Here is a 22611-nt window from a genome sequence, read left to right as displayed (position 1 = left end):
CAAAAAAAAAGAGTTTATGACCACAGCACAGGTCTAAAATTCAATGTATTGAAGATGGCGATCGCTGACAACAGAAACATTGGATGATTTGTATGGCTAAACCAGTAGGCGAAAAAGTTCCCAAACAGATGGAAGGGAAATTTGAAGAAATCACCCGCCTCACCGATGCCTTTTGCTCTCAACATCTCAACGCCGAATATGCCGAGATGTCGCGCCAACTTGGGGCTGCTCTGTGCCGCAAGCGTCCCTCACCCCTAGCAGCAGGGCAAGCTAAGTCATGGGCTTGTGGCATTGTTCACGCTCTCGGTATGGTTAACTTTCTCTTCGATTCCTCCCAGACTCCTTATATCAAAGCTAGCGAACTGTACCAAGTCTTTGGCGTAGCGGAAAGTACCGGACAGGGGAAATCTAAAACAATTCGGGATGCGATGAAGATGAGTTACTATGACACGACTTGGTGTTTGCCCAGCCGACTAGATAAGCATCCGACTGCCTGGTTAATTTCCGTCAACGGATTACCTATAGATACGCGTTACGCTCCTAGCGAGATTCAAGAAGAGGCATTCCGCAGGGGTTTAATTCCCTATTTACCACCGATAAATGATTCCTTTTGAGATATAAAAGTGCTTAAAGTCATAGTGAAACACTTTTCAAACAACCTCTTAAACGTTGGATATCAAGAATGTTTCTAGTGTCAGCGAAGAGAATGCTCCCAAATCATCATAATTAGCAATTAGCTGATACATTTCGTAATTGTTAATTAACCAATTGGCGATTAGAGAAAAGGGAGTACCTATACTGATTGAGCTAGGGCAATTAATAGAAACACCGTCAGGTAAATAGTAATATTTATGTCCTGATCTATGCCAAGTAAATTGAGTGACTATTGGTTCGGAAATCTTCAGATTCGGAGTAATAGTCATAGATATACCTTGCCAATCACCACTAAAATCTCGTTCTGGTAATTGATTTAATTCAGTTGACCAATATTTACTAGGTAATCCGTTACAATCTTCACGAATATTTGCGGTATGAAATAAATTTCCGCTTTCGTCGTAAACAATACCTACACTATGCCGTAAATCTTCATATCGAAAAAATAATTCTATCCCAAAATACGAGTTGGGTTTTAACTTCACTGTTGCCCAAGTAGCATGACCCGAAGCAAAAAAATATCCTCGCATCGTCTCGCGTGATGGGTGAAAAAGTCCATTATCTAAGCTATTTGACAGAAAATTAAATTCCCAACTCTCTTGCTTATTTTCGCCATTTGCATAACGATAAGTATTAGTATGGACAATTTTAGTCTTTTCTGGATTGCTTTCAAAACTTCTCAGACTTTGAAATGATTCTTTGACATCACCAACTGGTGTATATCGGGTCCAAATTCCATGCCAATTGAGCAAATGGTTAGTACAATAATTCCAATTTCGTTCTTTTACATCCATAATATTTGTGTCCAAAATATATTTAAAATCTCCCTTTTAAAAATAGTATTATGATCTATACCAGATCACCAATGGCAAAGAAATATTGGTAGAAACTGCTTAACGTTGGGAGTGGGAAAAAGTGCTGCAATATGCGAGTAGTTGAAAGCGTAGGCGTAGCCCGTCGCAGACATCGCTATTCATTCCAATCAACCAACACCGATTTTCAAATACGTTTTAGCCCTCAGTCCCTAACAACAACTTTAAATGCCTGGGAAGAGGTGTCCAAAAGCACAAACTTTAAATACGGCTAAAAAAATGGTGTTGCTAGATTCGGATGATAGATGATGATACCATCCTAGAAGCAGCGGTGGAAGCCGCAGTCTTTCTTCAAGAGAGCAGCTAAATTTCTTTGCCTAACTTAAAGCGATTGTCCAAGGTTTTTCAGATTATGGAAAACCATAAGGAGAAATCCAAATGAACTACGACATCAAAGACAAAACCATTTTGGTTACGGGCGCAAATCGCGGCATCGGCAAGGCGATAGTTGAGTCGTTTATTGAACACGGAGCCACCAAAGTCTATGCGGCTGTTCGTCAGATCAACAGTGTCTCCTCATTGGTTGAGCAATACGGCGATCAGGTAGTACCAATTCAGGTTGATTTAGGTGATCCCCAATCTATTGTTGCTGCTGCTCAAAATGCCCCAGATGTGCAAATAGTTGTAATGCAGGAGTTTTTCAAGCCGGAACTCCCCTAGCTGAGGATGCGATCGCCGCTCTCGAATTTCAGATGAAGATCAATGTATATGGATTGATCTACATGGCTCAGGCGTTTGCCCCGGTACTCAAAGCCAATGGAGGTGGTGTCTTTGCCCAAATCAATTCTGTTGCTTCGCTCAAGGGTTTCCCCGACTCTGCGACTTACTGTGCCTCAAAAGCTGCGGCCTATTCAATCACCCAGGCATTACGAGAACTATTGAGTGAGCAAGGCACGCTTGTGCTAAGTGTTCACCCTGGCCCGATTGCCACGGATATGGGCAATGCGGCAGGACTGACTGAGGTTGCAGAGCCACCTGCACTTGTGGCAGACGGGATAATAAAAGCTCTCAAAGCTGGGGATTTTCACGTCTTTCCTGACTCGATGGCTAAACAAATGGGCAATGCTTATAAGAGCTTTGCGGAAAATGTCGTTGAGGTGTCATCAAGTTAACTACATTGCAGGTTGACGCTCTAGAGGAGGGGAATTGGGTATTAAACAGCAAGCCCAAACCTTCTCGATTGTACAGATTCACTACTCCTCCTAATTCACCAGCACCCCATCAACACAAGCAATTCCCCACTGCGGAAACTTAACCAGCAATTTCTTGATTATTATCATCAGCGCCGGATCTTCATTCCAGCACGAGAGTAAAAAGTCAAACCTCGGATTCTGCCCCGAATTCGCCGCAACTTTGAGTTTCTGCATACGATCCGGTCGCAGATTTGACCGCGCTACAATCGCTTCATGCGATCACTTTTCAGCATTTGGGGACAGGTGCAGTCGCAAGCTAATCAGTGGGAGTTAAGGCAAACATTTCAATTATTGCTTCCTATATTTATTTTTAAACTTCTCCTATTACCCAACTAAATTTGTTTAAATAATCCTTTACTTGTTGGTAATTGGCTATCTCGCTTTTTGCCAGATATATTTTTGCTGCATTCTGAATGTCGGCTTTTCCCCCTTTGTAATCACCAAGTTCCAAGCGAGCACTACCTCTTCTAAAATAGGCTTCGGCGTTATTATAATTAAGTTGTATTGCATAGTTAAAGTCCTGAATACCTTGCTGATACTTACCTAGCAGGCAATAAGCGTCACCTCGTCTAAAATAGGCTTCACCATTATTAGGATTAAGTTGTAGCACATAGTTAAAGTCTTGAATACCATACTGATAGTTACCTACCAGACAATAAGCGTCACCTCGTTTAAAGTAAGCTTCAGCATTATTAAAATTAAGTTGAATGGCACAGTTAAAGTCTTCAATTGCTTGCTGATAATTTTTTAAATGATCATGAGCTATACCTCGATTCAAATACCCTTCAAAGTTTTGGTTATCAATATGGATAATATGATTACAGTCATCAATAGCTTGATAGTAGTCTTTTAGATGAGAATTAATTTCACATCTTCTCATTAAAGCTTCAATATAATTAGGATTAATTTGTATTGTCGAATTAAAGTCTTTAATTGCGTGCTGATAGTTTTCTAACAAACGGTAAGCCACACCTCGTATAAAAAAGTAATTAGCATCATTAGGATTAAGTTGAATGGCACAGTTAAGGTCTTCAATTACTCGCTGATAATTTCCTAAATGGTAATGAGCTATAGCTCGATTAAAATAACCTCCAGATTCTTGGGGGTCGAGATATATAATACGACTACAGTCTTCAACAACTGGCCAATAGTTTCCCAGATTAAAGTGATAAGATGCTCGGTTATAAAAAGCTTCAATGTCATAGGGATTATGCTGAATAGCAAGGGTATAATGCTCAATTGCCCTATCTTCTAATTTCTCAACATCTCTTATTTGCCTAATTTTGTGACGTACTCCTTCAGGTCGCAGCCAGCCGTAACCCGCGCAGCCAAGAGTGTAAAGCAGATTTTGGAAGTCTTTTTCGGTATAAGACGCAGTACCACTGCGAGTAAGTGCTAGAGTTATTTCTTCATCAGAGGGGTCGCGGTTTTCTAGTAAAGTAGCGGCGTAGGGCGTGCATAAAGTCAGGAAATTTTCTAGATAAGGTTGCGCCCCCTCGTCCCAGTCAGCAGGCAGTTGGTCTTCTAGTTCCCAGTCTAAAATCCACAGCTTCAACGTTTTGTCACGGCTTGCAGATAAAGCAAATCGACCATCTGTACTCAAAAAGACTGAGTTCACCCAGTCTGTGTGCCCTTCAAAAGTATGCAGACAGCGACCCGTTCGCACATCCCAGAGCTTCAGCGTATAATCAGCACTTCCAGATAAGGCAAATCGGTTGTCTGCACTTAGACTTACCGAAATTACGCTATCTGTGTGCCCTTCAAAGGTACGCAGACAATGACCCGTTTGCACATTCCATAACTTTATAGTTTCACCACTCCCAGACAGAGCAAATCGGTTGTGGATACTTAAATACCCTGAATTCAAACCCCGCAAGCCAGAGTCCCACTTAGTGTATTTACCAAATTCATATTTAGCAAGTTCAGCGTTTCTCTCCTCAATTGGTATGCGTTTCTCGTCTGGGTGTTCAAAAGTACGCAGACAGCGACCCGTTTGCACATCCCACAGTTTTAGCGTCTCGTCATGACTTCCAGACAAGGCAAATCGATTATCTGCACTAAAACAGACTAAAGTCACAGATTTTGTGTGTCCCTCAAAAATACGCAAACAGCGACCCGTTTGCACATCCCACAGTTTTAGCGTCTCGTCATGACTTCCAGACAAGGCAAATCGATTATCTGCACTAAAACAAATGGTATCTACCAATTCTATATTTCCTTCAAAGGTACGCAAGCAATTACCTGTTGCCACATCCCACAGCTTCAACATTTCATCCCCATAGGAAAGAGCTAATTGGTTATCTGCACTCAGACACACTGCACCTAAATAATTTGCGTTTCCACCAAAGGTACGCAAGCAATTACCTGTTGCCACCTCCCTAAGTTCTAGAGTTCCGTGGCTAGTTCTAAACAAAGCAAATCGATTGTCAGCACTCAGACAAACTCTTTCTACCTTTTCAGGGCTTTTAAAAGTTATACTTTCCCAAGCGCCTGAGAATGCCTTACGGGGTAAACAGACATAGAGACTTGTCCATAGGTTCATAGCTTCTTCGCTACGAAAGTATCCTGGTTGCGATCGCGCCAAGCGAATATGTTGGGCTGTTGCTACATAGTCACCTTTATTAAAAGCTATTCGTGCTTGTTGTATTTCTTGCTCGTAAATTAAATTGATAGAAAGCACTGTTTCTGTTGCCAGAACCTGCGATAGAATCATTGGTGCTAGATAAGAACTTTTGTTGTAATTCATGCTGTGACTATCGCGTTTTGTCAAGGGGATAGTGACAGACATAATACCTTGCCCATGTATAAATAACCCTGATACCGCAGATTCATCCTTTAATGTATGTAGGCAGCGCCCCGTAGCTACTTCCCAAAGCTTAATGTTAAGGTCATAACCCCTGGATACAACGAATTGTCCATCTTCACTTATAAATGCTGTATTTACTCTATTATCTGTATGTCCTTCTAAAATACACAAACATCGTTCTGTAGTGACATCCAATACTTTTAATACACGGTTTTCATATGACAGTGCAAGTTCTTCCGGTCCATAATCCTCGTATAAATCAGGACGCATTAATTTAATATGGTGTTGAGTATTTAGCTGCCATGAGTTAGGTAAACGCTCTTGAGCAAATGCCAGTACTGCTTTTACTTCCTGTTGTTGTGCAGCTTCCTCTTGAATGCTCTCCAGAGTTTTAATTGCCGTTGAGCAATCATCACGCTCTAAATGTACCAAAGCTAAGAGATAGTAAGCTACCCAATTAAAAGCATGGGACTGGCGCACCTGTTCCATATCTCTGACGAGAACATCATCGTTTATCTTGGCTTCTCGCCACAAAACCAAACCCCGGTTATATGTAGATTCAGGATGATGCGGTTGTATTTTAAGTGCCTGTTCCCATAACTGTAATGCTTCAGATTTTTTTCCCAAGTCCAGCAATGACACTGCTCTGTTATTGAGACTATCTGCTATATCTTTGCCCGTTTTATGTGGTTGTCGCGGGTGAGCTTCCCCCGTCACCTGTTGGTATATTTCTTGCAATTCATTCGCTACTTCCAGCATATCGTGGGGGCGCTCATCAGGATTTTCCCGAAAACAGCGCCGCAGTAATTGCACCAGTGGCACTGGTATATGAGGCAACTGGGGATCATCTGTTCCCGTCTCCAGGTAATACTCTAATGCTTCAGCAGCTACAGTGCCATGCGACCAGGTTATTTCCCCTTGGAACATTTCCAAGACGGACACAGCCCAACTCCATAAATCGGTGCGTCGCGTCAAGGTTTTCCTAGTTGCCTGCTCTGGCGAACAATAGGCTGGTGTCATTGCACCACCACCATTCACTATTAAGGTTTTTTGCTTGCCAGATATTCCATTAAAATTTGGAAGACTGAGTACAATTGATATATTTGGTGCGTTGGCTAAACCAAAATCTGTAACTTTTACTACACCTTCAGCAGTCATCATCACATTGTGCGGCTTCACGTCTTGGTGAATTAACCCCTGTTCGTGGGCATAGTGCAGTCCCCAAGCAAACTGAATTGCAATATCCAGAATGCCCAGTAAAGATGCTGTTGCTCCCCATGCATACAATGTGCGATTCTTAATCCAATCGTGTAAGCTTCCCCCCGCCACATATTCAGCGAACACCACAGGACTACGATCAATGCGTCGCACGTAGTAACAGCTTACAGTGTGGGGATGTAGACCCAAATTTACCCAAGTTTCAGCCTCGCGTTCAAAGTTTTCCACACCACCTGCCGCTTGCACGATTTCTGGCTTGGGAATTTTTACGGCTAGGTCGATATTCCAACCTTGGTGTCGCACCTTATAAACCTTGCCAAATCCCCCTTCTCCAAGAATGTCTGTAACTTTGTACAAGTCTAAAATAATATCTCCAACTTTCCATTGTGCAAAGTTCTGGGGCATAATATCTTTTTTTTTCCTGGTGGTATTGGCTTATGTTGTTCTACAACCTAGATTTGATATAGCATTCAGCAAATAGAAATCACTTTTTAGTATTTACAACAGATAGCTAAGTAATTTCAGAAACAAACATTATATTTTAGATTAGTTTTATAAAACTTTATATTAGTTGTTGTAGACATCGCTATTCATTCCACTTCACCAACACCTCATCCACAATCACAACCCCCCACTGCGGAAACTTCGCCAGCAACTTCTTGATCACAATCTGCTTTCGCCGGATCATCATTCCAACACGAGAGCAAGAAGTCCAACCCCGGATTCTCCCCTGAATTTGCTGCTCGATTTAGTTTCTCCCTTCTTAACAGGTCGCATATTTGACCGTGCAACAATCGCCTTATGCGACCACCTTTCAGAATTTGGCACGGGCGCGGCGGAATAAGTGATTGAACTGAAAAAAGTTTTTTTTACTTGGCAATAGGGTTTATTTATGTAATAGTAATGCGATGTCATGCAATTAATGAAAAGGTTGCCTGTAATGGTCAAACCTCAAATTGTAGTTAGATTGTCCCCAGAACTGCTGGAGAAACTCAATAAGTATGCCGAACAAGCAGGTGCATCCAAAACCGATGTAGTAGTTGGTGCATTATCTCAGTATTTGGGGTGCGGTGAAGCATTGCCACTAAACCAAAAGGTAGCAGAGCTTGAAGCTAGAGTGGCAACAGTAGAAGCGTTGTTAAAAGTTAGTTAAATAGAGAGTATTTAAAAATTATATGTCAGCAGAAATCCCAACACCAAAAACAATCTGGATTATTACAGAAGAAACGGAAGCAGCAACGACTCATGAAACAGTGACAAGAGGTTCGAGAGGTGGTCGTGATATAGGTGGAAGGCTAGGCGCAGAAATTACAGAAACGACAGAATTAGTAATTACCAGACGAAAATCGGTAGAAGTAGGGAAGCTGAAGCAGGAAATGCAAGGGTTTCTGCAAGCGATGAGAGAAATGTTGGATGAAGCAGATGAACCGGATTCAAAGATACAGCTTCAGGAAATTGAACTATCAGTAGAAATTAATGGAGAAGGACAAATCAGCTTGTTTGGGATTGGTGGGGGAAAAGCTGGTGGTAAAGGAGCAATGACCTTCAAGTTCAAGCGTAAATAGCCAACATTGATATGGGTAAAAATTGGGCAATTATAGTCGGAATCAACAATTATGATAACCTCCAGCCGCTAAATTACGCCAAACGAGATGCAGAGGCGATGAAAGTTTGGTTTGAAGATGAAGCTCAATTTGACCAAGTTTTTCTGTTTACAGAAGATTCTCCGGCGATAAAAACAAATCCACCAATACAAACTCAGCCAACACAAGGTAGATTTAAACGATTTTTGAATGCACAGTTTGAAGAACCATTATTGAAACCAGAAGATAATTTGTGGTTCTTCTTTGCAGGACATGGGAAACGCTATGTAGACCAAGATTACTTGATGTTTTTGGATAGTGATCCAACAGATCAGACAACCGCTATCTCTGTGGATTATGTAACCCAAAGGCTACGGCGGTGTGGAGCAGATAATGTAATTTTGTTAATAGATGCTTGTCGAGATGAAGGCGATCGCTCTGGGTTAGGAGTAGGGATGCAGGAACATAAAGGAGTCATCACCTTTTACTCATGTGCGCCAAGCCAAAAGTCTTGGGAGATAGATGAATTACAACACGGGTCGTTTACTTACAGCTTGCTAGAAGGACTGCGAATACAGGGAGAGGCTAATTGTGCAACAGTAGAGCGTTTAGAACAATATTTGCGTTACAGAGTACCTCGACTGAATGCTTGTTACAAAAAGCAACCACAAAATCCAGCATTGAAGGCAGAACCACCCTACAAAATGTACTACATTTTGTTAGAACAAGCGGCAAGAATAAAAGATGTGGAACCGATGAAATATCAAGCATCTTTGGCGGAAAATAGGGGTGATTTATTTTTAGCAAAGCAATTATGGCTAAGAGTTTTAGCTGTATCGCGTGTTGATCCGGAGGCAATTGAAGCTATTGAAAGGATGGTTCAACGTCAAGTAGCCCATAAAAATGACCGACCAGTTTTTCAATTTGACGTAGTAACGGTAAATGCCCAAGGAAAGAAAATAAAACGTGAACAGCATCAGGCCGAGTACTTCACTGAACACCTTGGTAAAGACATCACTCTAGAGATGGTGCTAATTCCTGGGGGCAGTTTCATGATGGGTTCCTCAGAGAATGAATTAGATCGCAGTCACTCAGAAAGTCCTCGACATTTAGTCAACATTAAGCAATTTTGTATGGGTAAGTATCCTGTTACTCAAGAACAGTGGCAAGCAGTGGCAGTGCTACCGCAAGTCAATGGAGAACTAGACCCTGACTCATCAGGTTTCAAGGGGAATAAGCGACCAGTAGAACAAGTTTCTTGGCATCATGCGGTGGAATTTTGCGATCGCCTTGCTGCCTATACAAAAAGACCTTACCGATTGCCTAGTGAAGCGGAATGGGAATATGCTTGTAGAGCCGGAACAACTACATCATTCCATTTTGGTAAAACGATTGCATCAGAAGTAGCAAATTATAATGCTACCTACATTTACGGCGCTGGGGTCAAAGGAACGTATCGAAGAGAAACAACAGAAGTAGGTAGCTTTGGTGTTGCTAACGCTTTTGGGCTGTACGATATACATGGAAACGTCTGGGAATGGTGTCTGGACGATTGGCATAACAACTATGAAGAAGCACCAACAGATGGTATTCCTTATTTTGATAATAATCTTTATCAAAAACAAGGAAGAGCCATTCTACGGGGCGGTTCCTGGTTCGATGATCCTGGATACTGCCGTTCTGCATTTCGTAACGTCAGCAACCGCGATCTTCATAACTTCATTATTGGCTTTCGTGTAGTCTGTGGAGTTGAGAGAATTCTTGAGTAGCCCACTTTAGCTCTCTACTTTACACTGTTTTTTTCTTGTTTGTTGCCTCATGAAAACTAAAAATTTTAGACAAAATATTAAGGTTTTTAAGTTGTATTAAATAATTACCAGCCACTTCATATCTATAGAACATTTCTGCTATCTTTAAAACACACTAGACAAGGCTTGCTTGAAGCTAATAGCATCTTTAAAGTGGATTTCCGGCTTATCAACTAGCGCCAAATCGATAAGTTCTGCCAGATATTTTGGGATTGAGTTATCACGTTTACGAATAGGCACAGCGTTAGTTTGCAGTACTGCTAAAAATGGATCGCCAACAAAATCGCGGGGAAAAGCACCAGTCAGTATAAAGTATAAGCAAGCGGCTGCGGCCCAAATATCAATCTCTGGCTTGATATATTTAAAATTAATCATCTGCTGACGGGGCATAAACGCAGGTGTCTCAGCTTTAGTTCCACTCATACTTTGACCACTTAACCCTGCTTGGTCAAATGTTTTTGATAAAGCATAATCGCCAATTTTGATAATGCGATCGCTATTAGTATTCTTGATAAAAATGTTGCTAGGTTTTAAATCCCGGTGTACCAAACCTCGTCCTCTGGCAAAACTACCATTAGCAAGTTTTACATAAGGAATATCAGTTTGGTGAGCATACTCTAGCCCATTTAAGACTTGCATAATAATTGGTATGGCTTCATCAATGGATAATCGCCCACCTTTCTGTCGCATTAAATTAAAAAGATTATCACCATTACAATATTCTAAAGTGAAGAAGAAAATTCCATCGTAGTAACCAGAATTTAACACCTTAATAATATTAGGATGGTTCAAAAGTTGGGTGTTATTAATCTCCTGTAAAAAAAAATTTATGACATTAGGGTTAGTAGCAACAGCAGGTAACATTACTTTTAGTGCTACTTCTTGTCCGGTTTCTTGATGACGAGCTAAGTAAACAGCGCTAAATCGACCTTTACCAAGTCCCTTTAGTATAGTGTAGCCTTGAATTGATAGTAAGTCTGAGTTACCAGAGTTTGCTTGCTGTAACAATTGTCGTACTTTCTCATCAGATCCAGTTTCCTTTGAATTTATATTTAATTCAGGTTGACTTGTTCGACTTGTTTCAACCTCTTTATTTGCCTCAATGTTGACTTGAAGCACTGTATTGCCCAATTGAATTTCATCATTGGTTTTTAAGTCGTATTCGGGAAATATTAATTTTGCTCCTTCTTCTGGAGTCTGTTCTGGTTGGCGTTGTCCAATTTTTGTGCCGTTGACGAAAGTACCATTTTTACTGCCAAAATCACGCACGCGGATGTCGGGGGGATTAATATCTAGTAAGCAATGGTAACGCGAGATGGTGCGATGTGTTTCGTCATCGGGTAATTTTGGGTTGCAGTCGGGGGAGCGACCGATGATGCATGTGGTACGAGAGTCGAAGATAAATTCTTGACCCTTGAGGGTGCCTTCGGTAATAGTGAGGGTGACTTTCGGTGGCATTGGATTTTTTAATAAAAATTAAGACTGATACTATAGCAATCCTAAATTATTTGTATTACAAATGTTGTGGAAAAATACTACACTAGAGAAATCTTAGGTATGCGATCGCACTTAGGTTAAGAAAGATGCAGCGATTTATTCATATATTAAGCAAGTGGCTCCTCGTAGGTGCTGGCGGATTTTATGCAATTAGCCTTTTTATTGATAACCAATTGATTTTGGCTGCTGTGGTTGCAGTAGGGACTCTTTTATTAGCGGTTATAGATCTTCGTAGAGATAAAGTTAGGAAGCTAGAACAGTTCAAAGTTCCCGCTCAATATGAAACACTAGCAAGCTATCTTGCAGCAGGGGAATGGAAAAAAGCTGATGAAGAAACGACAAGGCTACTGATGGAAGGAGAGCAAGGTAGCTTGTTTCATGCTGTTTGGACAAACTTGCCAAGTTCAGTAGTGCCAAACGAAGTTTTCACTATCCCTACTGGGCGTATAGTCAAATACTGTCAATCTATTCCTTGTGAAAACATCGCAACTGTCGAGCAATTATGGTTACATTTTAGTCGTGGTTGGTTTGGACTGAGTATTCAGAAAAGGGTGGCGTTGGAAAGTGATGGTAGTATGAATTTAATGGCAGATCGTCTTGGTTGGAGGGAGAATAACCAATGGATTTCTCACGAAGATATAACTTTTGACATTAAAGCTCCGATGGGGCATCTTCCTGTAGACTACCTTTTTGCAGTTGATCGAGCATCATCAGATATTGCTCCTACGTGGCAGCGTTTGATATCATTTTTCTTTATTGACAAATATGGTGAGGGAGAAGCTCATGTGATATGGACACCTGTAGTATGGCAGGTTCTTATATCAAGACTTGATGTATGTATGAGAGGGGAGACTATTGAAACTCTGCATCAACAGCAAGCAAACTCCTATCTAATAAATGAGTTATGGCGAGATGTGGTGAGTCAAGAAGTTTATAATGTAGTTTTGAAGATGGATGATACTGACAACACTAGTGTATTAATTGCAGAGGAGACTAGTGAGTTTCCACGTAAGCAACAGTTGCAAACTTCTATAAACCAGTTAGAAACCTACCTAATGAATGGGCAGTGGCGCGATGCAGATCAACAAACCCTTAAAATCATTATTCAAATGCAGGGGAGAGAAGATTGGGAATTGTTTGATACCGAATGGTTGGAAAATTTCCCTTGCGAATACTTACATATTCTTGACCAACTATGGCTGAAATACAGCAATGGTAAATTTGGCTTTACTGTGCAAAAGCAAATCTGGCAAGAATGCGGCAGTTCAAGGAGTTATGGTAGTAATTGGGAGCAATTTAAGAATCGCGTTGGTTGGCTAGTAAATCAAGAAATGATTGTTTATGGTGAGATAGTTTTTGATATTTCAGCCCCTGAAGGCCATCTTCCTTGTTGGGCTGGATGGACTAGACTAGGTGATAGAGTAGGAATGCTTGTTGGATCAGCAGGTGATTTTAGTGTTGTATTCTCTCTTATAGAAAAATGTGGGTTATAGTGCTTATTTATTAACTGTTGTTAGTATATTCAAGACGTAATAAACAGCATATAAAAAAATAAAAATAATACATATTCATAAATGGAGATTTTAAAAATTTTACTTTAAAAAATCAATTAATAATCTAACTATTTTAATCTTTTTAATTTGTGTAAATGTTTGAAAGTATATTATTAGTAGCACATGGCGTATCTTTCTAATCTTAGTAGATGCTTGCAAGTCATAGCGTATCTTTTTAATCTTGATAGATATTTGAAAGTGTACTAAATTTAGTAAATTTCTTCGCTTCCAATGTGTTACTATCCGTTCTAATACCTGTTGCACTGTTTCTGGACGTAGCCAACCGTAACCTACACAGCCAAGGGTGTAAAGTAGATTTTGGAAATCTTCTTTAGACCAAGTGGGAATACCATAATGAGTAAGTGCTAAACCAATTTCCTCTTCTGATGGTTGGCGGTTTTTTGGTAAAGAAGTGGCATAGGGTGCGTGCAGAGTCAGAAAATTTTGTAGGTAAGGTACTATTCCTTCCCACTCAGCAAGAGGTTGATCTTGCAATTCCCAGTCTAAAATCCATAGTTTTAGTGTTTTGTCACCACTTCCAGTTAGAGCAAAATAATTGTCAGTACTCAGCGCTAATGAGTATACATTATCTGTACCTTCCTCAATGGTACGCAGACAAAGACCTGTTGATATCTGCCACAGCTTGAGTGTACCGTCCTGACTCGCAGATATGGCAAACTTGTTGTCAGCAGTCAGGCATACGGAGTTAACTCGATCTGTATGTCCCTCAAAAGTACGTAGACAGTTACCTGTAGCTACTTCCCAAAGCTTGAGTGTTTTGTCACTACTACCAGATAGAGCGAATTGATTGTCAGCACTCAAACACACTGAATTGACTCCATCTGTATGTCCTTCAAAAGTACGCAGACAATGACCTGCCGATAATACCCATAACTTGAGTGTTTTGTCACGACTCCCAGATAGAGCAAATTGGTTATCAGCACTTAAGCATACCGAATATACAACATCTGTATGTCCTTCAAAAGTATGCAGACAGCGACCCGTGGATACCTCCCACAGCTTTAGGGTTCTGTCATAACCTCCAGATAAAGCAAATTTGTTGTCAGTACTCAAACATACTAACTGTACAGAACCTCTTCTGTGTCCCTCAAAAGTACGCAGACAGACACCTGTCGCTACCTCCCACAGCTTGAGGGTGTCGTCATCGCTCCCAGATAGAACAAATTGATTGTCAGCACTCAGATATACTGACTGTACATATTTTTTATGTCCCTCAAAAGTACGCAAACAGCGACCTGTTGCAACTTCCCATAGCTTTAATGTTTTGTCGCTACTTCCAGATAGAGCAAATTGGCTGTCAGCACTCAGACATACTGAGCTTATACTATCTGTGTGTCCTTCAAATGTAAGAGTATTCCAAACATTCAAAAATGTCTTGCAGGGTAAACGAACATAAAGTTTTTTCCAGATGTTAAGTGCTTCTAGAGCGCGATTATATCCCCGTAGCGATCGCACTTTACGGATATGCTGGGCTGCTGCGATATAGTCGTGTCTATCCAAAGCCATCTGTGCTGCTTTTAATCCCTGAGTATAAGTTTGATTTAAAGACAGATTGGTTTGGGTGTCTAAAATCCGCGACAAAACCATTGGTGCCAGATAAGCATTTTTTTGGCAATTAACTGCCCAAATTCTTATTTCTTTACCATGCCAGCATAAAGCAAATTGGTTGTCAGCACTCACGCATACTGACCATACACCATAACGTGATATGTGTCCCTCAAAAGTATACAGACAGAGACCTGTAGCTATTTCCCATAGCTTCAGTTTACGGTAACCAATAGACGTATGGGCAGTAATCGATACAGCAATATCAGCACTTAAACATCCTATATATCCTTCAAAAGTACGCACACAGCGAACTGTCCGTACTTCCCACAGCTTGAGTGTTTTATCACTACTCCCAGATAGAGCCAATGTGTCATTAGCACTTAGATATACTGAGTTTACACTACCTGTATGTCCCTCAAAGGTATGCACACACTTACCTGTCCTCCATGAATACCACAGCTTGAGTGTTTTATCACTGCTCCCAGATAGAATAAGTCCTCTAGAACTTAGATATACTGAATTAACGCTATCTGTATGTCCCTCAAAAGTACGCACACACTCACCTGTCCGTATATCCCACAGTTTAAGTGTTTTGTCACTGCTTCCAGATACAGCATAAGCATATTGATTTATACATACTGAATTAACGCTATCTGTATGTCCTTCAAAAGCACGTACACACTCACCTGTCCGTATATCCCACAGTTTGAGTGTTTCGTCGCTACTCCCAGATAAAGCAAATTGGTTATCAGCACTCAAGCATACTGAGTTTACACTACCTGTATGTCCCTCAAAAATACGCACACACTCACCTGTCCGTATATCCCACAGCTTGAGATTGCTACCACTCCCAGATAGAGCAAATTGACCGTCAGCACTCATACATACTGACTTTATATCATTCGTATCTATCTTAAAAGAATTTAATAGCCGCCTTGAGTGAGGTAATCTTTCTCTTGCCAGTGCCAGTGCTGCTCTAACTTCTTCTTTCTGCGCTTCTTGTTCCTGAATACTTTCTAGAATTTCAATTGCAGCTTTGCAATCATCACGTTCTAAATGTACTAAACTTAGGAAATATTTAACATTCCAATCTCCTGGGTGCGATCGCTGTGCATCATTTAACGCTTCAACTAAAGTATCGTCATTAATTCCACGCGAACGCCATAAAACCAACCCCCGGTTAAAAGTAGATTCAGGATGCTGGGGGTGTACTTGTAATGCCTGCTCCCATAGCTGCAAAGCCTCTTCCTGTTTGCCTAAGTCAAATAATGAAACTGCTCGGTTATTAAGGCTATCCGCTATGTCTTTACCAGTCTGAGGATGCTGCTGTGGGTAGACTTCCCCCGTCACTTGCTGGTAAATTTCTTGCAATTCATTGGCCACTTCCAGCATATCGTGGGGGCGTTCGTCTGGATTTTCTCGAAAGCAGCGCCGCAGTAACTGTGCAAACAATATCGGCATCTGGGGCAACTGGAGATATTCTGAACCCGACTCCAAATAATATTCCAACACACCAGCCGCAACCGTACCATGTCTCCAGGTTAGCTCCCCTTGGAACATTTCTAAAACGGATAAAGCCCAACTCCATAAATCAGTACGTCGCGTCAGGTTGTTTCCATTTGCCTGTTCTGGCGAACAATATGCTGGTGTCATCGCACCACTACCTGCTACCATGAGAGTAACTTCTGATATAGTAATTGTTTGTACCTGTCTCTCTTGGTCATTAGCAATAACGGATAAAGTCCGTTGATTGGCTAAACCAAAGTCCGTAACTTTAACTACACCTTCAGCAGTCATCATCACATTAGCAGGCTTTACATCTTGGTGAATCAACCCCTGTTGGTGGGCATAATGCAGTCCCCAAGCAAACTGAATTGCAATATCAAGAATACGTTTTAGGGAAGTTTCCGTTCCTCCTGCGTAAAGACTGCGCGAGTAAATCCAATCGGATAAACTTCCTCCAGCCACATATTCAGCGAATACTACAGGACTACGATCAATACGTCGCACGTAGTAACAGCTTACAGTGTGGGGATGTAAGCCCAAATTTACCCAAGTTTCAGCCTCGCGTTCAAAGTTTTCCACACCCCCCGCCGCTTCCACGATTTCTGGCTTAGGACTTTTTACGGCTAGGTCAATATTCCAACCTTGGTGTCGCACCTTATAAACCTTGCCAAATCCCCCTTCTCCAAGAATGTCAGTAACTTTGTACAAGTCCAGAATAATATCTCCAACTTTCCATTGTGCAAAGTTCTGGGGCATAATATCTTTTTTTCTTGGTGGTATTGGCTTATGTTGTTCTACAACCTAGATTGGATATAGTATTCAGCAAACAGAAATCATTTTTTACTATTTACAACAGATAGCTAAGTAATTTCAGAAACGAATATTATATTTTAGATTATTTTTATAAAACTTTACATTACTCGTCGTAGACATGACTTCACTATTCATCCCAATTAACTAACACCCCATCCACAATCGCAATTCCCCATTGCGGAAACTTCGTCAGCAACTTCTTGATCAAAATCTGCAAAGCAGGGTCATCATTCCAGCATTCCTCCAAGAAGTCAAACCCCGGATTCTCGCCCGAATTCGCCGCTCGATTCAGTTTTTCCCTTCTTACAGGTCGCATATTTGACCGTGCAACTATCGCTTCATGTGACCATTTTTCAGCACTGGAGACAGGCGCGGCGGAACTTTCACCCTGATCAACTGATTTAATTTCTACACTCGAAACCGAATTTTCAGCCGTTAACGAAGCAGAATAACCTTCCTCTACTTGCCTCTGTGTTTGATTAGCGATCGCAGAATTTAAAGATTTTTCATTTTGAGCCACAGGCGCGGCGGAAAAAGCACCTCCATGACAGTCTCTCGGCTCAACACCACAATCTTGATTTTCAGCCAACAACGGAGCAGGTTGACTTGGTACAGCTTCCACTAGCGCCAGCGATGTATAGTCATTCGCCGTAGGCGAGTCTTCATCATTCTCTGACACGCCTTGAACAGACTGAGGCGACGCGACCCTCAAGGGAGCGATCGCCGCCTCCTCACAGTGCGAAATTTCGGTAAGCGTGTCAGAGTTACACCTCACAAACTCTACAAAAGAGTTTGTGAGGTGTTCCTGAGCAGTTCGTGAGGGTTTTTGAAACCCTTGCTCTAACTGACTTTGACCTAAAATAGGTGCTTGATTTAAAGCACGCATTTCTTCAGAACCAGCATCTATCTCTGAAATCTCAGCATTTGATTCTCGTTTTTCAGCATCTGGTTTTAGTGACGCAGAATTAGCTTTCTCCCAAAACTCCTTCATCCGACTGCCATGCAAATTCTTCACCATCCAGCTAGCCGTTTCCCTACCATCCTGAATCGACTTGTCGGGTTTGAAAATGAACAACCTGCTTTCAGAGAGAATTTTCTTTGCAGAGATAAAAGTACTGTACCCCAAAGCAGAAGTCAGAGGCATCCACCGAGAACCATAAGGGTCAGCCGTCCAGCATTCCTGCCACAATTGCGTAACTGATGGCTTTTGCTGGGAAACCCACAGCAAATCTTCTATGGGAATAATCACATGAAGCCGCTTGTACGGTGACTGTGGTTTGCTAGCAGCCTTTTTGGGTTTGGGTCTTGTAATAGTTGCAGTCATTTTACAATCTCCTGTTATGTTGACGCATGGAAATTTCCCCTACTGTGATGCGGGGCTTGGTACTTGTATTTGCTTGTCTAAAAAGTTACTAATACACTGAAAGCCTATTGAGATTGCCAAAAGCGCAACTCATCTCTGGAATAGCTTTGAGTCTTTTTCAACTCATTGCGCCAGTGATCCCAGGCAACAACTACTTTGCCCCCTACCTCGTCTACAACTTCGCCCCTCTCCAAATACAGAGTTCGGTATGGGTCAGCATGAGCAACAATAGAACCGATGCCAATTGTCCGAGGTTCAGTGGATGAGTTTTCAAGAGTTTTAATTAACTCTGTTTCCTGGGTAGTAAGTTCTGCCCAGTAATCCGACTTAATCACCTCGTACTCTTGAGCAACATCCCAATAGTCCTGCCACGTACACCCAGGTTTTGACAGTACCCGTCTGATATCACTAACAGCTTGAGGCAGCATTTCCAATTGCTCGGCTCGATAAGCGATCGCAGATGGTGTAGGTTGACTCCCCAGAATTATCGCCGCAGCTTCCAGGGCTTGGGTATTGTTCATAGCGCTGGCGAGATTCTTCAACGCCATACCCATTAAACGTAAGCATTCTTGGGCATTCTCCTTGGGTGGTTCTTGGGCTAGCGATCGCAAATCAATAGTTTTCTCCAGAGCTTGCTTCACCTGCTTGTTCAACGCTTTGGTCGCTTGCTGGGTCATGGTATTCCCCCATTCTTGAGAAGGGCGTTGTTCAACAGCGTGTTCCAATTCCTGAATACGTTGCTGGAGTTGTTGATTCTCAATCTCCAGTTTCCGTAATCCTTCCATCTCCAAGAGGCGCTGCTGTAACTGAACATTCTCTTCTTTTTGTTGCTTGAATAGTTGTTGCAGAGATTGGATTTGTTCTTGTATCTGGGCTTCGGCTCTGGCTGTGGCCTCTGTTTGCAAACCAATCTTCAATTCCTGGGAAAGCCTCTCTAGTTCCTGTTTATGGCGTTCTTCAATAGCAGCGATCCCTTCGGTGTACTCTTTTGGGTAAGTTCGCCCACTCGATTCGGACACAATTGCGTCATTTAAACCAGCCAAATCCGCATTGTTGATCAACAACCTCTTACCATTGCTGAAGGTAATAATCTGCTGATAGTTATTGGGTGCGTCTGCCTCGATCACTCCCGAATCCCCATATCTAGGATGTGAAAGGGAAGAAACAGTGACTAATCAGCCAATCAATTCATTCAAGCGATGAATTGCTTTTAAACGCTTAACTGGAGTTTAGACTAAAAGCGATAAGAGAGAACGCAAATCAAAAGGAATTAGAGGTTAAAAATATTATCTTGTCAGCCTTAAAGCATCCTGAACTTTAACAATTATTGTGTAGTATATCTGTTCAGCAAATAATACAATAATGATAATCATAAAAAGGGTGGGAGAGAAACGAGCGACGCTCGTTTCTCTCCCACCTCCCCCTATTCGATTATCATTATCAGATAGAGTTAGATGGGCAATGATCAAGAAAAAAAGGGGTGTCTGATTGAATACAGTCCCCCTTTTGGCAGAAGGTGAGAAAAGAACTACCATTACTCACCTGCCAACATGAAAAATGCCAGACTTGAAGAGTTTCGTCAAGTAGCTTACAAATATTTAGGTAGAGCTAAAGATGCGACGTTTGAATTAACAGATGCCATATTGCTGACTCGCAATGTTTATTCCTTAGCAGATTTATCCTTATCACCAGTATTTAGACGCAAGTGGTCAAGTATTTATGAAGCGCTACAAGATAGTAGACCGCAGCGACAAAAATTGATGCAGCTATATATCAAGCAGATACCAGCAGAGGGACGACCGTTGTTAGCAGGAGATCACACAAACTGGTCACGCCCGGATGCAGTAACGTTACAAGAGAGGACTTATGAGCATAGTGGCACATCCATAGCCGGAAATAAACCGATTACCGTTGGTCACTGGAGTTTAGACTAAGCCATGCAAAAAGACCCAGCAGGGCTGAGTTAATCAGAGACTTAGCAAAAGTATGAATAATCTTAGGTATTAAACAGCAACTGATGGTTCTTTGCGTGGTGGTGTTACTGNTTTCTCTCCCACCATTTTCATGATTATCATTATTGTATTATTCTCTCGGCAAGTATACTACACAATAATTGTTCAAGGTCGCGGATGCTTTAAGGCTGACAAGATAATATTTTTAACCTCTAATTCCATTTGGTTTGCGTTCTCTCATATCGCTTTTAGTCTAAACTCCAGTTGGTCAAGGATACAGTACAATTGCTTGGATACCAGAAGATTCAGGTAGTTGGGCATTACCCTTGAGGCACGAGCGGATCACCAGTTGGGAAAATCCGATTGAAAAAGCAGTTTGGCAACTAAAACAAGTGTGTGAGCATTTACCCACCAGACCAATTTCAGTTTGGGACAGTGAATATGGCTGCGCTCCTTTCATTTTGAAGACGGCCAACATTCCATGTGACATTCTTGTACGGTTGCGTTCAAATCTTTGCTTATGGGGAGAACCAGGAGCTTATACAGGCATTGGCTGTCCGAGAAAACATGGCAATCAATTCAAGTTGAATGAACCAACAACATGGGGTGAACCGGCATCTGTTTTCGAGGTAGATGATCCGAAACTAAAACGGGTACGGGTTAGCGTGTGGAAAAAACTGCATTTCCGTAAAGCGGCGACACGTTCGATGTTAATGATTAGAGTTGAACGTCTTGATGCACAAGGTAATGACCGAGTGTCGAAACCTTTGTGGTTAGCTTGGGTAGGAGAAGAAATGCCTCCAATAGAAGAAGTTTGGCGACTTTACCTGCGTCGCTTTACCATTGACCACTGGTATCGCTTTTTAAAGCAACGTCTGCACTGGACTGTTCCAAAGCTGAGTACCCCCAAACAATGTGAAAGGTGGAGTGACTTAATGCCCCTGATGACTTGGGAGTTGTGGTTAGCCCGTGATATTGTGACTGACAATCCTTTACCTTGGCAGAAATCTTTTGACAAATTGACCCCTGGACGAGTCGCTCAAGCTATGGGAGGAGTTTTTGCGGCGATTGGTACTCCTACCCGTCCACCCAAACCTCGCGGAAAGTCCCCTGGTTGGAAACTAGGAAAAAAACGTAGCCGTAAAAACCGTTATCCCATTGTTAAAAAAACAGTAACACGACCACGTAAAGACCCATCAGTTGCTGTTTAATACCTAAGATTATTCATACTTTTGCTAAGTCTCTGATTAACTCAGCCCTGCTGGGTCTTTTTGCATGGCTTAGTCTAAACTCCAGTTAGATGCAACAGTCACAGGATGCGAACACGCCAAAACAATTGAATCGAGAACAACGTTGGGAAATTGTACGAACCTTGTTACAACGTAGTAACGTGAGCAACGAGGCAAAACAGGCATTCCGCCAATCTTATCCCAATGCACCAGAGGAGATGCTGAAAACTGCTGTTTTTCACACTTACGTTGACGGAATTGGAGCCGCAATAGACTGGTTAGTTGATTTAGAGTTATTTCTACGTGAACCCAGTCATGAACTAGATATCGCTGTTACGTATCACCTTCTCTATCACCTCTACAATTGGTATCAGTTTAATGCATTGCTGCCAGATGGGAAAGCAGGAGTATTGGAACGTCTCAAAGAGATTAAGGAGTTGGCTTCAGATGGAGATATGAAGGCAATTCTTGCAACTGTTGAGAAGCTAGAATCGATGTTTGAAGGTGGTCGTAACTATATATCTTGACTAATTTTATGAATTACCACAACATTATTACGATTGAGCCTGGAAAACGCAGTGGTAAGCCCTGTATCCGGGAAATGCGAATAACTGTTTATGATATTTTGGAGTATCTTGCTGGTGGAATGACTGAAGCAGAAATCCTAGAGGATTTTTCTGAATTAACTTCCGAAGATATCAAAGCATGTCTAGCTTTTGCTGGCGATCGCAAGAACAAGTTATTTGTGGTATCTGTGTGAAATTGCTTGTAGACGAAAATCTGTGCGATCGCATTATTTCACAGATTGTAAATATTTATCCTGATTCAGTACACGTTAAAACTTTAGGGTTAATCAATACAGATGATGTGCTGATCTGTGAGTATTTTAGGATACATGATTTTGTAATTGCTTCCACTTGGGAGCATTATTTTTCGGAATATTTTGCCGAATTGGGCAGTTATGCCGTTGGAGAATAAATACAGGTACTTTACTC

At 41.6% G+C, this 22611-nt stretch carries 18 protein-coding genes; 12 read left to right on the top strand and 6 right to left on the bottom strand.

The window, feature by feature from the left end:
• Nucleotides 1–92: 92 nt before the first annotated feature.
• Nucleotides 93–614 carry a DUF6398 domain-containing protein gene (locus CDG79_RS12625; RefSeq protein ID WP_094342441.1) on the top strand — a complete coding sequence of 174 codons (522 nt, stop codon included), beginning with the start codon at nucleotides 93–95 and terminating at the stop codon, nucleotides 612–614.
• A 48-nt stretch (nucleotides 615–662) separates the two neighbouring features.
• On the opposite strand, the gene CDG79_RS12620 is transcribed toward CDG79_RS12625, so the two are convergent.
• Nucleotides 663–1448: a DUF3598 family protein gene (locus tag CDG79_RS12620; RefSeq protein WP_094342440.1), complete on the bottom strand. Its 786-nt coding sequence runs from the start codon at nucleotides 1446–1448 to the stop codon at nucleotides 663–665.
• Nucleotides 1449–1904: 456 nt separating this feature from the next.
• Between CDG79_RS12620 and CDG79_RS44815 the strand changes: the two genes are divergently transcribed.
• Together CDG79_RS44815 and CDG79_RS44810 are read left to right on the top strand one after the other, a co-directional pair.
• The gene (locus tag CDG79_RS44815; RefSeq protein WP_262985795.1) at nucleotides 1905–2186 is read left to right on the top strand and encodes an SDR family NAD(P)-dependent oxidoreductase; all 282 of its coding nucleotides are present in this window, start codon (nucleotides 1905–1907) and stop codon (nucleotides 2184–2186) included.
• The gene (locus tag CDG79_RS44810; protein WP_317616586.1) at nucleotides 2105–2638 is read left to right on the top strand and encodes an SDR family oxidoreductase; all 534 of its coding nucleotides are present in this window, start codon (nucleotides 2105–2107) and stop codon (nucleotides 2636–2638) included. Before CDG79_RS44815 ends, CDG79_RS44810 begins: the two co-directional genes overlap by 82 nt.
• A gap of 391 nt (nucleotides 2639–3029) precedes the next feature.
• Here the strand turns inward: CDG79_RS44810 and CDG79_RS12605 are convergent, their stop codons facing one another.
• On the bottom strand, nucleotides 3030–7148 hold the full coding sequence (locus tag CDG79_RS12605) for a protein kinase domain-containing protein (protein WP_094342438.1): 4119 nt from the start codon (nucleotides 7146–7148) through the stop codon (nucleotides 3030–3032).
• A gap of 508 nt (nucleotides 7149–7656) precedes the next feature.
• On the opposite strand from CDG79_RS12605, the gene CDG79_RS12595 reads away from it, so the two are divergent.
• The 3 genes from CDG79_RS12595 to CDG79_RS12585 are packed head-to-tail and all read left to right on the top strand — an operon-like array spanning nucleotide 7657 to nucleotide 10095.
• Complete coding sequence (locus CDG79_RS12595; protein ID WP_223278114.1) at nucleotides 7657–7896, top strand: DNA-binding domain-containing protein; 240 nt, start codon at nucleotides 7657–7659, stop codon at nucleotides 7894–7896.
• A gap of 22 nt (nucleotides 7897–7918) precedes the next feature.
• Nucleotides 7919–8308, top strand: coding sequence for a Pepco domain-containing protein (locus CDG79_RS12590; RefSeq protein WP_094342436.1), 390 nt, complete (start codon nucleotides 7919–7921; stop codon nucleotides 8306–8308).
• 11 nt (nucleotides 8309–8319) lie between these two features.
• Nucleotides 8320–10095 carry an SUMF1/EgtB/PvdO family nonheme iron enzyme gene (locus CDG79_RS12585; RefSeq protein WP_094342435.1) on the top strand — a complete coding sequence of 592 codons (1776 nt, stop codon included), beginning with the start codon at nucleotides 8320–8322 and terminating at the stop codon, nucleotides 10093–10095.
• Nucleotides 10096–10239: 144 nt separating this feature from the next.
• On the opposite strand, the gene CDG79_RS12580 is transcribed toward CDG79_RS12585, so the two are convergent.
• The gene (locus CDG79_RS12580) at nucleotides 10240–11592 is read right to left on the bottom strand and encodes a protein kinase domain-containing protein (RefSeq protein WP_094342434.1); all 1353 of its coding nucleotides are present in this window, start codon (nucleotides 11590–11592) and stop codon (nucleotides 10240–10242) included.
• Between the two features lie 125 nt (nucleotides 11593–11717).
• On the opposite strand from CDG79_RS12580, the gene CDG79_RS12575 reads away from it, so the two are divergent.
• Nucleotides 11718–13124 (top strand): GUN4 domain-containing protein, encoded by a 1407-nt coding sequence (locus CDG79_RS12575; RefSeq protein ID WP_094342433.1) that lies wholly within the window; start codon nucleotides 11718–11720, stop codon nucleotides 13122–13124.
• Between the two features lie 99 nt (nucleotides 13125–13223).
• On the opposite strand, the gene CDG79_RS12570 is transcribed toward CDG79_RS12575, so the two are convergent.
• The 3 genes from CDG79_RS12570 to CDG79_RS12560 form a co-directional block, all read right to left on the bottom strand.
• On the bottom strand, nucleotides 13224–17015 hold the full coding sequence (locus CDG79_RS12570; protein WP_094342432.1) for a protein kinase domain-containing protein: 3792 nt from the start codon (nucleotides 17013–17015) through the stop codon (nucleotides 13224–13226).
• A gap of 184 nt (nucleotides 17016–17199) precedes the next feature.
• Nucleotides 17200–18396: a hypothetical protein gene (locus tag CDG79_RS42325; RefSeq protein WP_189524978.1), complete on the bottom strand. Its 1197-nt coding sequence runs from the start codon at nucleotides 18394–18396 to the stop codon at nucleotides 17200–17202.
• A gap of 104 nt (nucleotides 18397–18500) precedes the next feature.
• Nucleotides 18501–19562 carry a hypothetical protein gene (locus CDG79_RS12560; protein ID WP_223278113.1) on the bottom strand — a complete coding sequence of 354 codons (1062 nt, stop codon included), beginning with the start codon at nucleotides 19560–19562 and terminating at the stop codon, nucleotides 18501–18503.
• 423 nt (nucleotides 19563–19985) lie between these two features.
• On the opposite strand from CDG79_RS12560, the gene CDG79_RS12550 reads away from it, so the two are divergent.
• The 5 genes from CDG79_RS12550 (at nucleotide 19986) to CDG79_RS12530 (ending at nucleotide 22594) form a co-directional block, all read left to right on the top strand.
• Nucleotides 19986–20369 (top strand): transposase, encoded by a 384-nt coding sequence (locus CDG79_RS12550; protein ID WP_094342430.1) that lies wholly within the window; start codon nucleotides 19986–19988, stop codon nucleotides 20367–20369.
• Nucleotides 20370–20713: 344 nt separating this feature from the next.
• The gene (locus CDG79_RS12545; protein ID WP_223278112.1) at nucleotides 20714–21598 is read left to right on the top strand and encodes a hypothetical protein; all 885 of its coding nucleotides are present in this window, start codon (nucleotides 20714–20716) and stop codon (nucleotides 21596–21598) included.
• Nucleotides 21599–21687: 89 nt separating this feature from the next.
• Entirely contained in the window at nucleotides 21688–22143 is a 456-nt protein-coding gene (locus CDG79_RS12540) for a hypothetical protein (RefSeq protein WP_094342429.1), read from the top strand.
• A gap of 8 nt (nucleotides 22144–22151) precedes the next feature.
• Complete coding sequence (locus CDG79_RS12535) at nucleotides 22152–22376, top strand: DUF433 domain-containing protein (RefSeq protein WP_094342428.1); 225 nt, start codon at nucleotides 22152–22154, stop codon at nucleotides 22374–22376.
• Nucleotides 22322–22594, top strand: coding sequence for a DUF5615 family PIN-like protein (locus CDG79_RS12530; protein ID WP_223278111.1), 273 nt, complete (start codon nucleotides 22322–22324; stop codon nucleotides 22592–22594). Before CDG79_RS12535 ends, CDG79_RS12530 begins: the two co-directional genes overlap by 55 nt.
• Nucleotides 22595–22611 lie beyond the last annotated feature (17 nt).

This window comes from Nostoc sp. 'Peltigera membranacea cyanobiont' 232 (genome assembly GCF_002245985.1).
Taxonomy (GTDB): Bacteria; Cyanobacteriota; Cyanobacteriia; order Cyanobacteriales; family Nostocaceae; genus Nostoc.
This window is presented reverse-complemented; position numbering and strand designations above follow the sequence as displayed.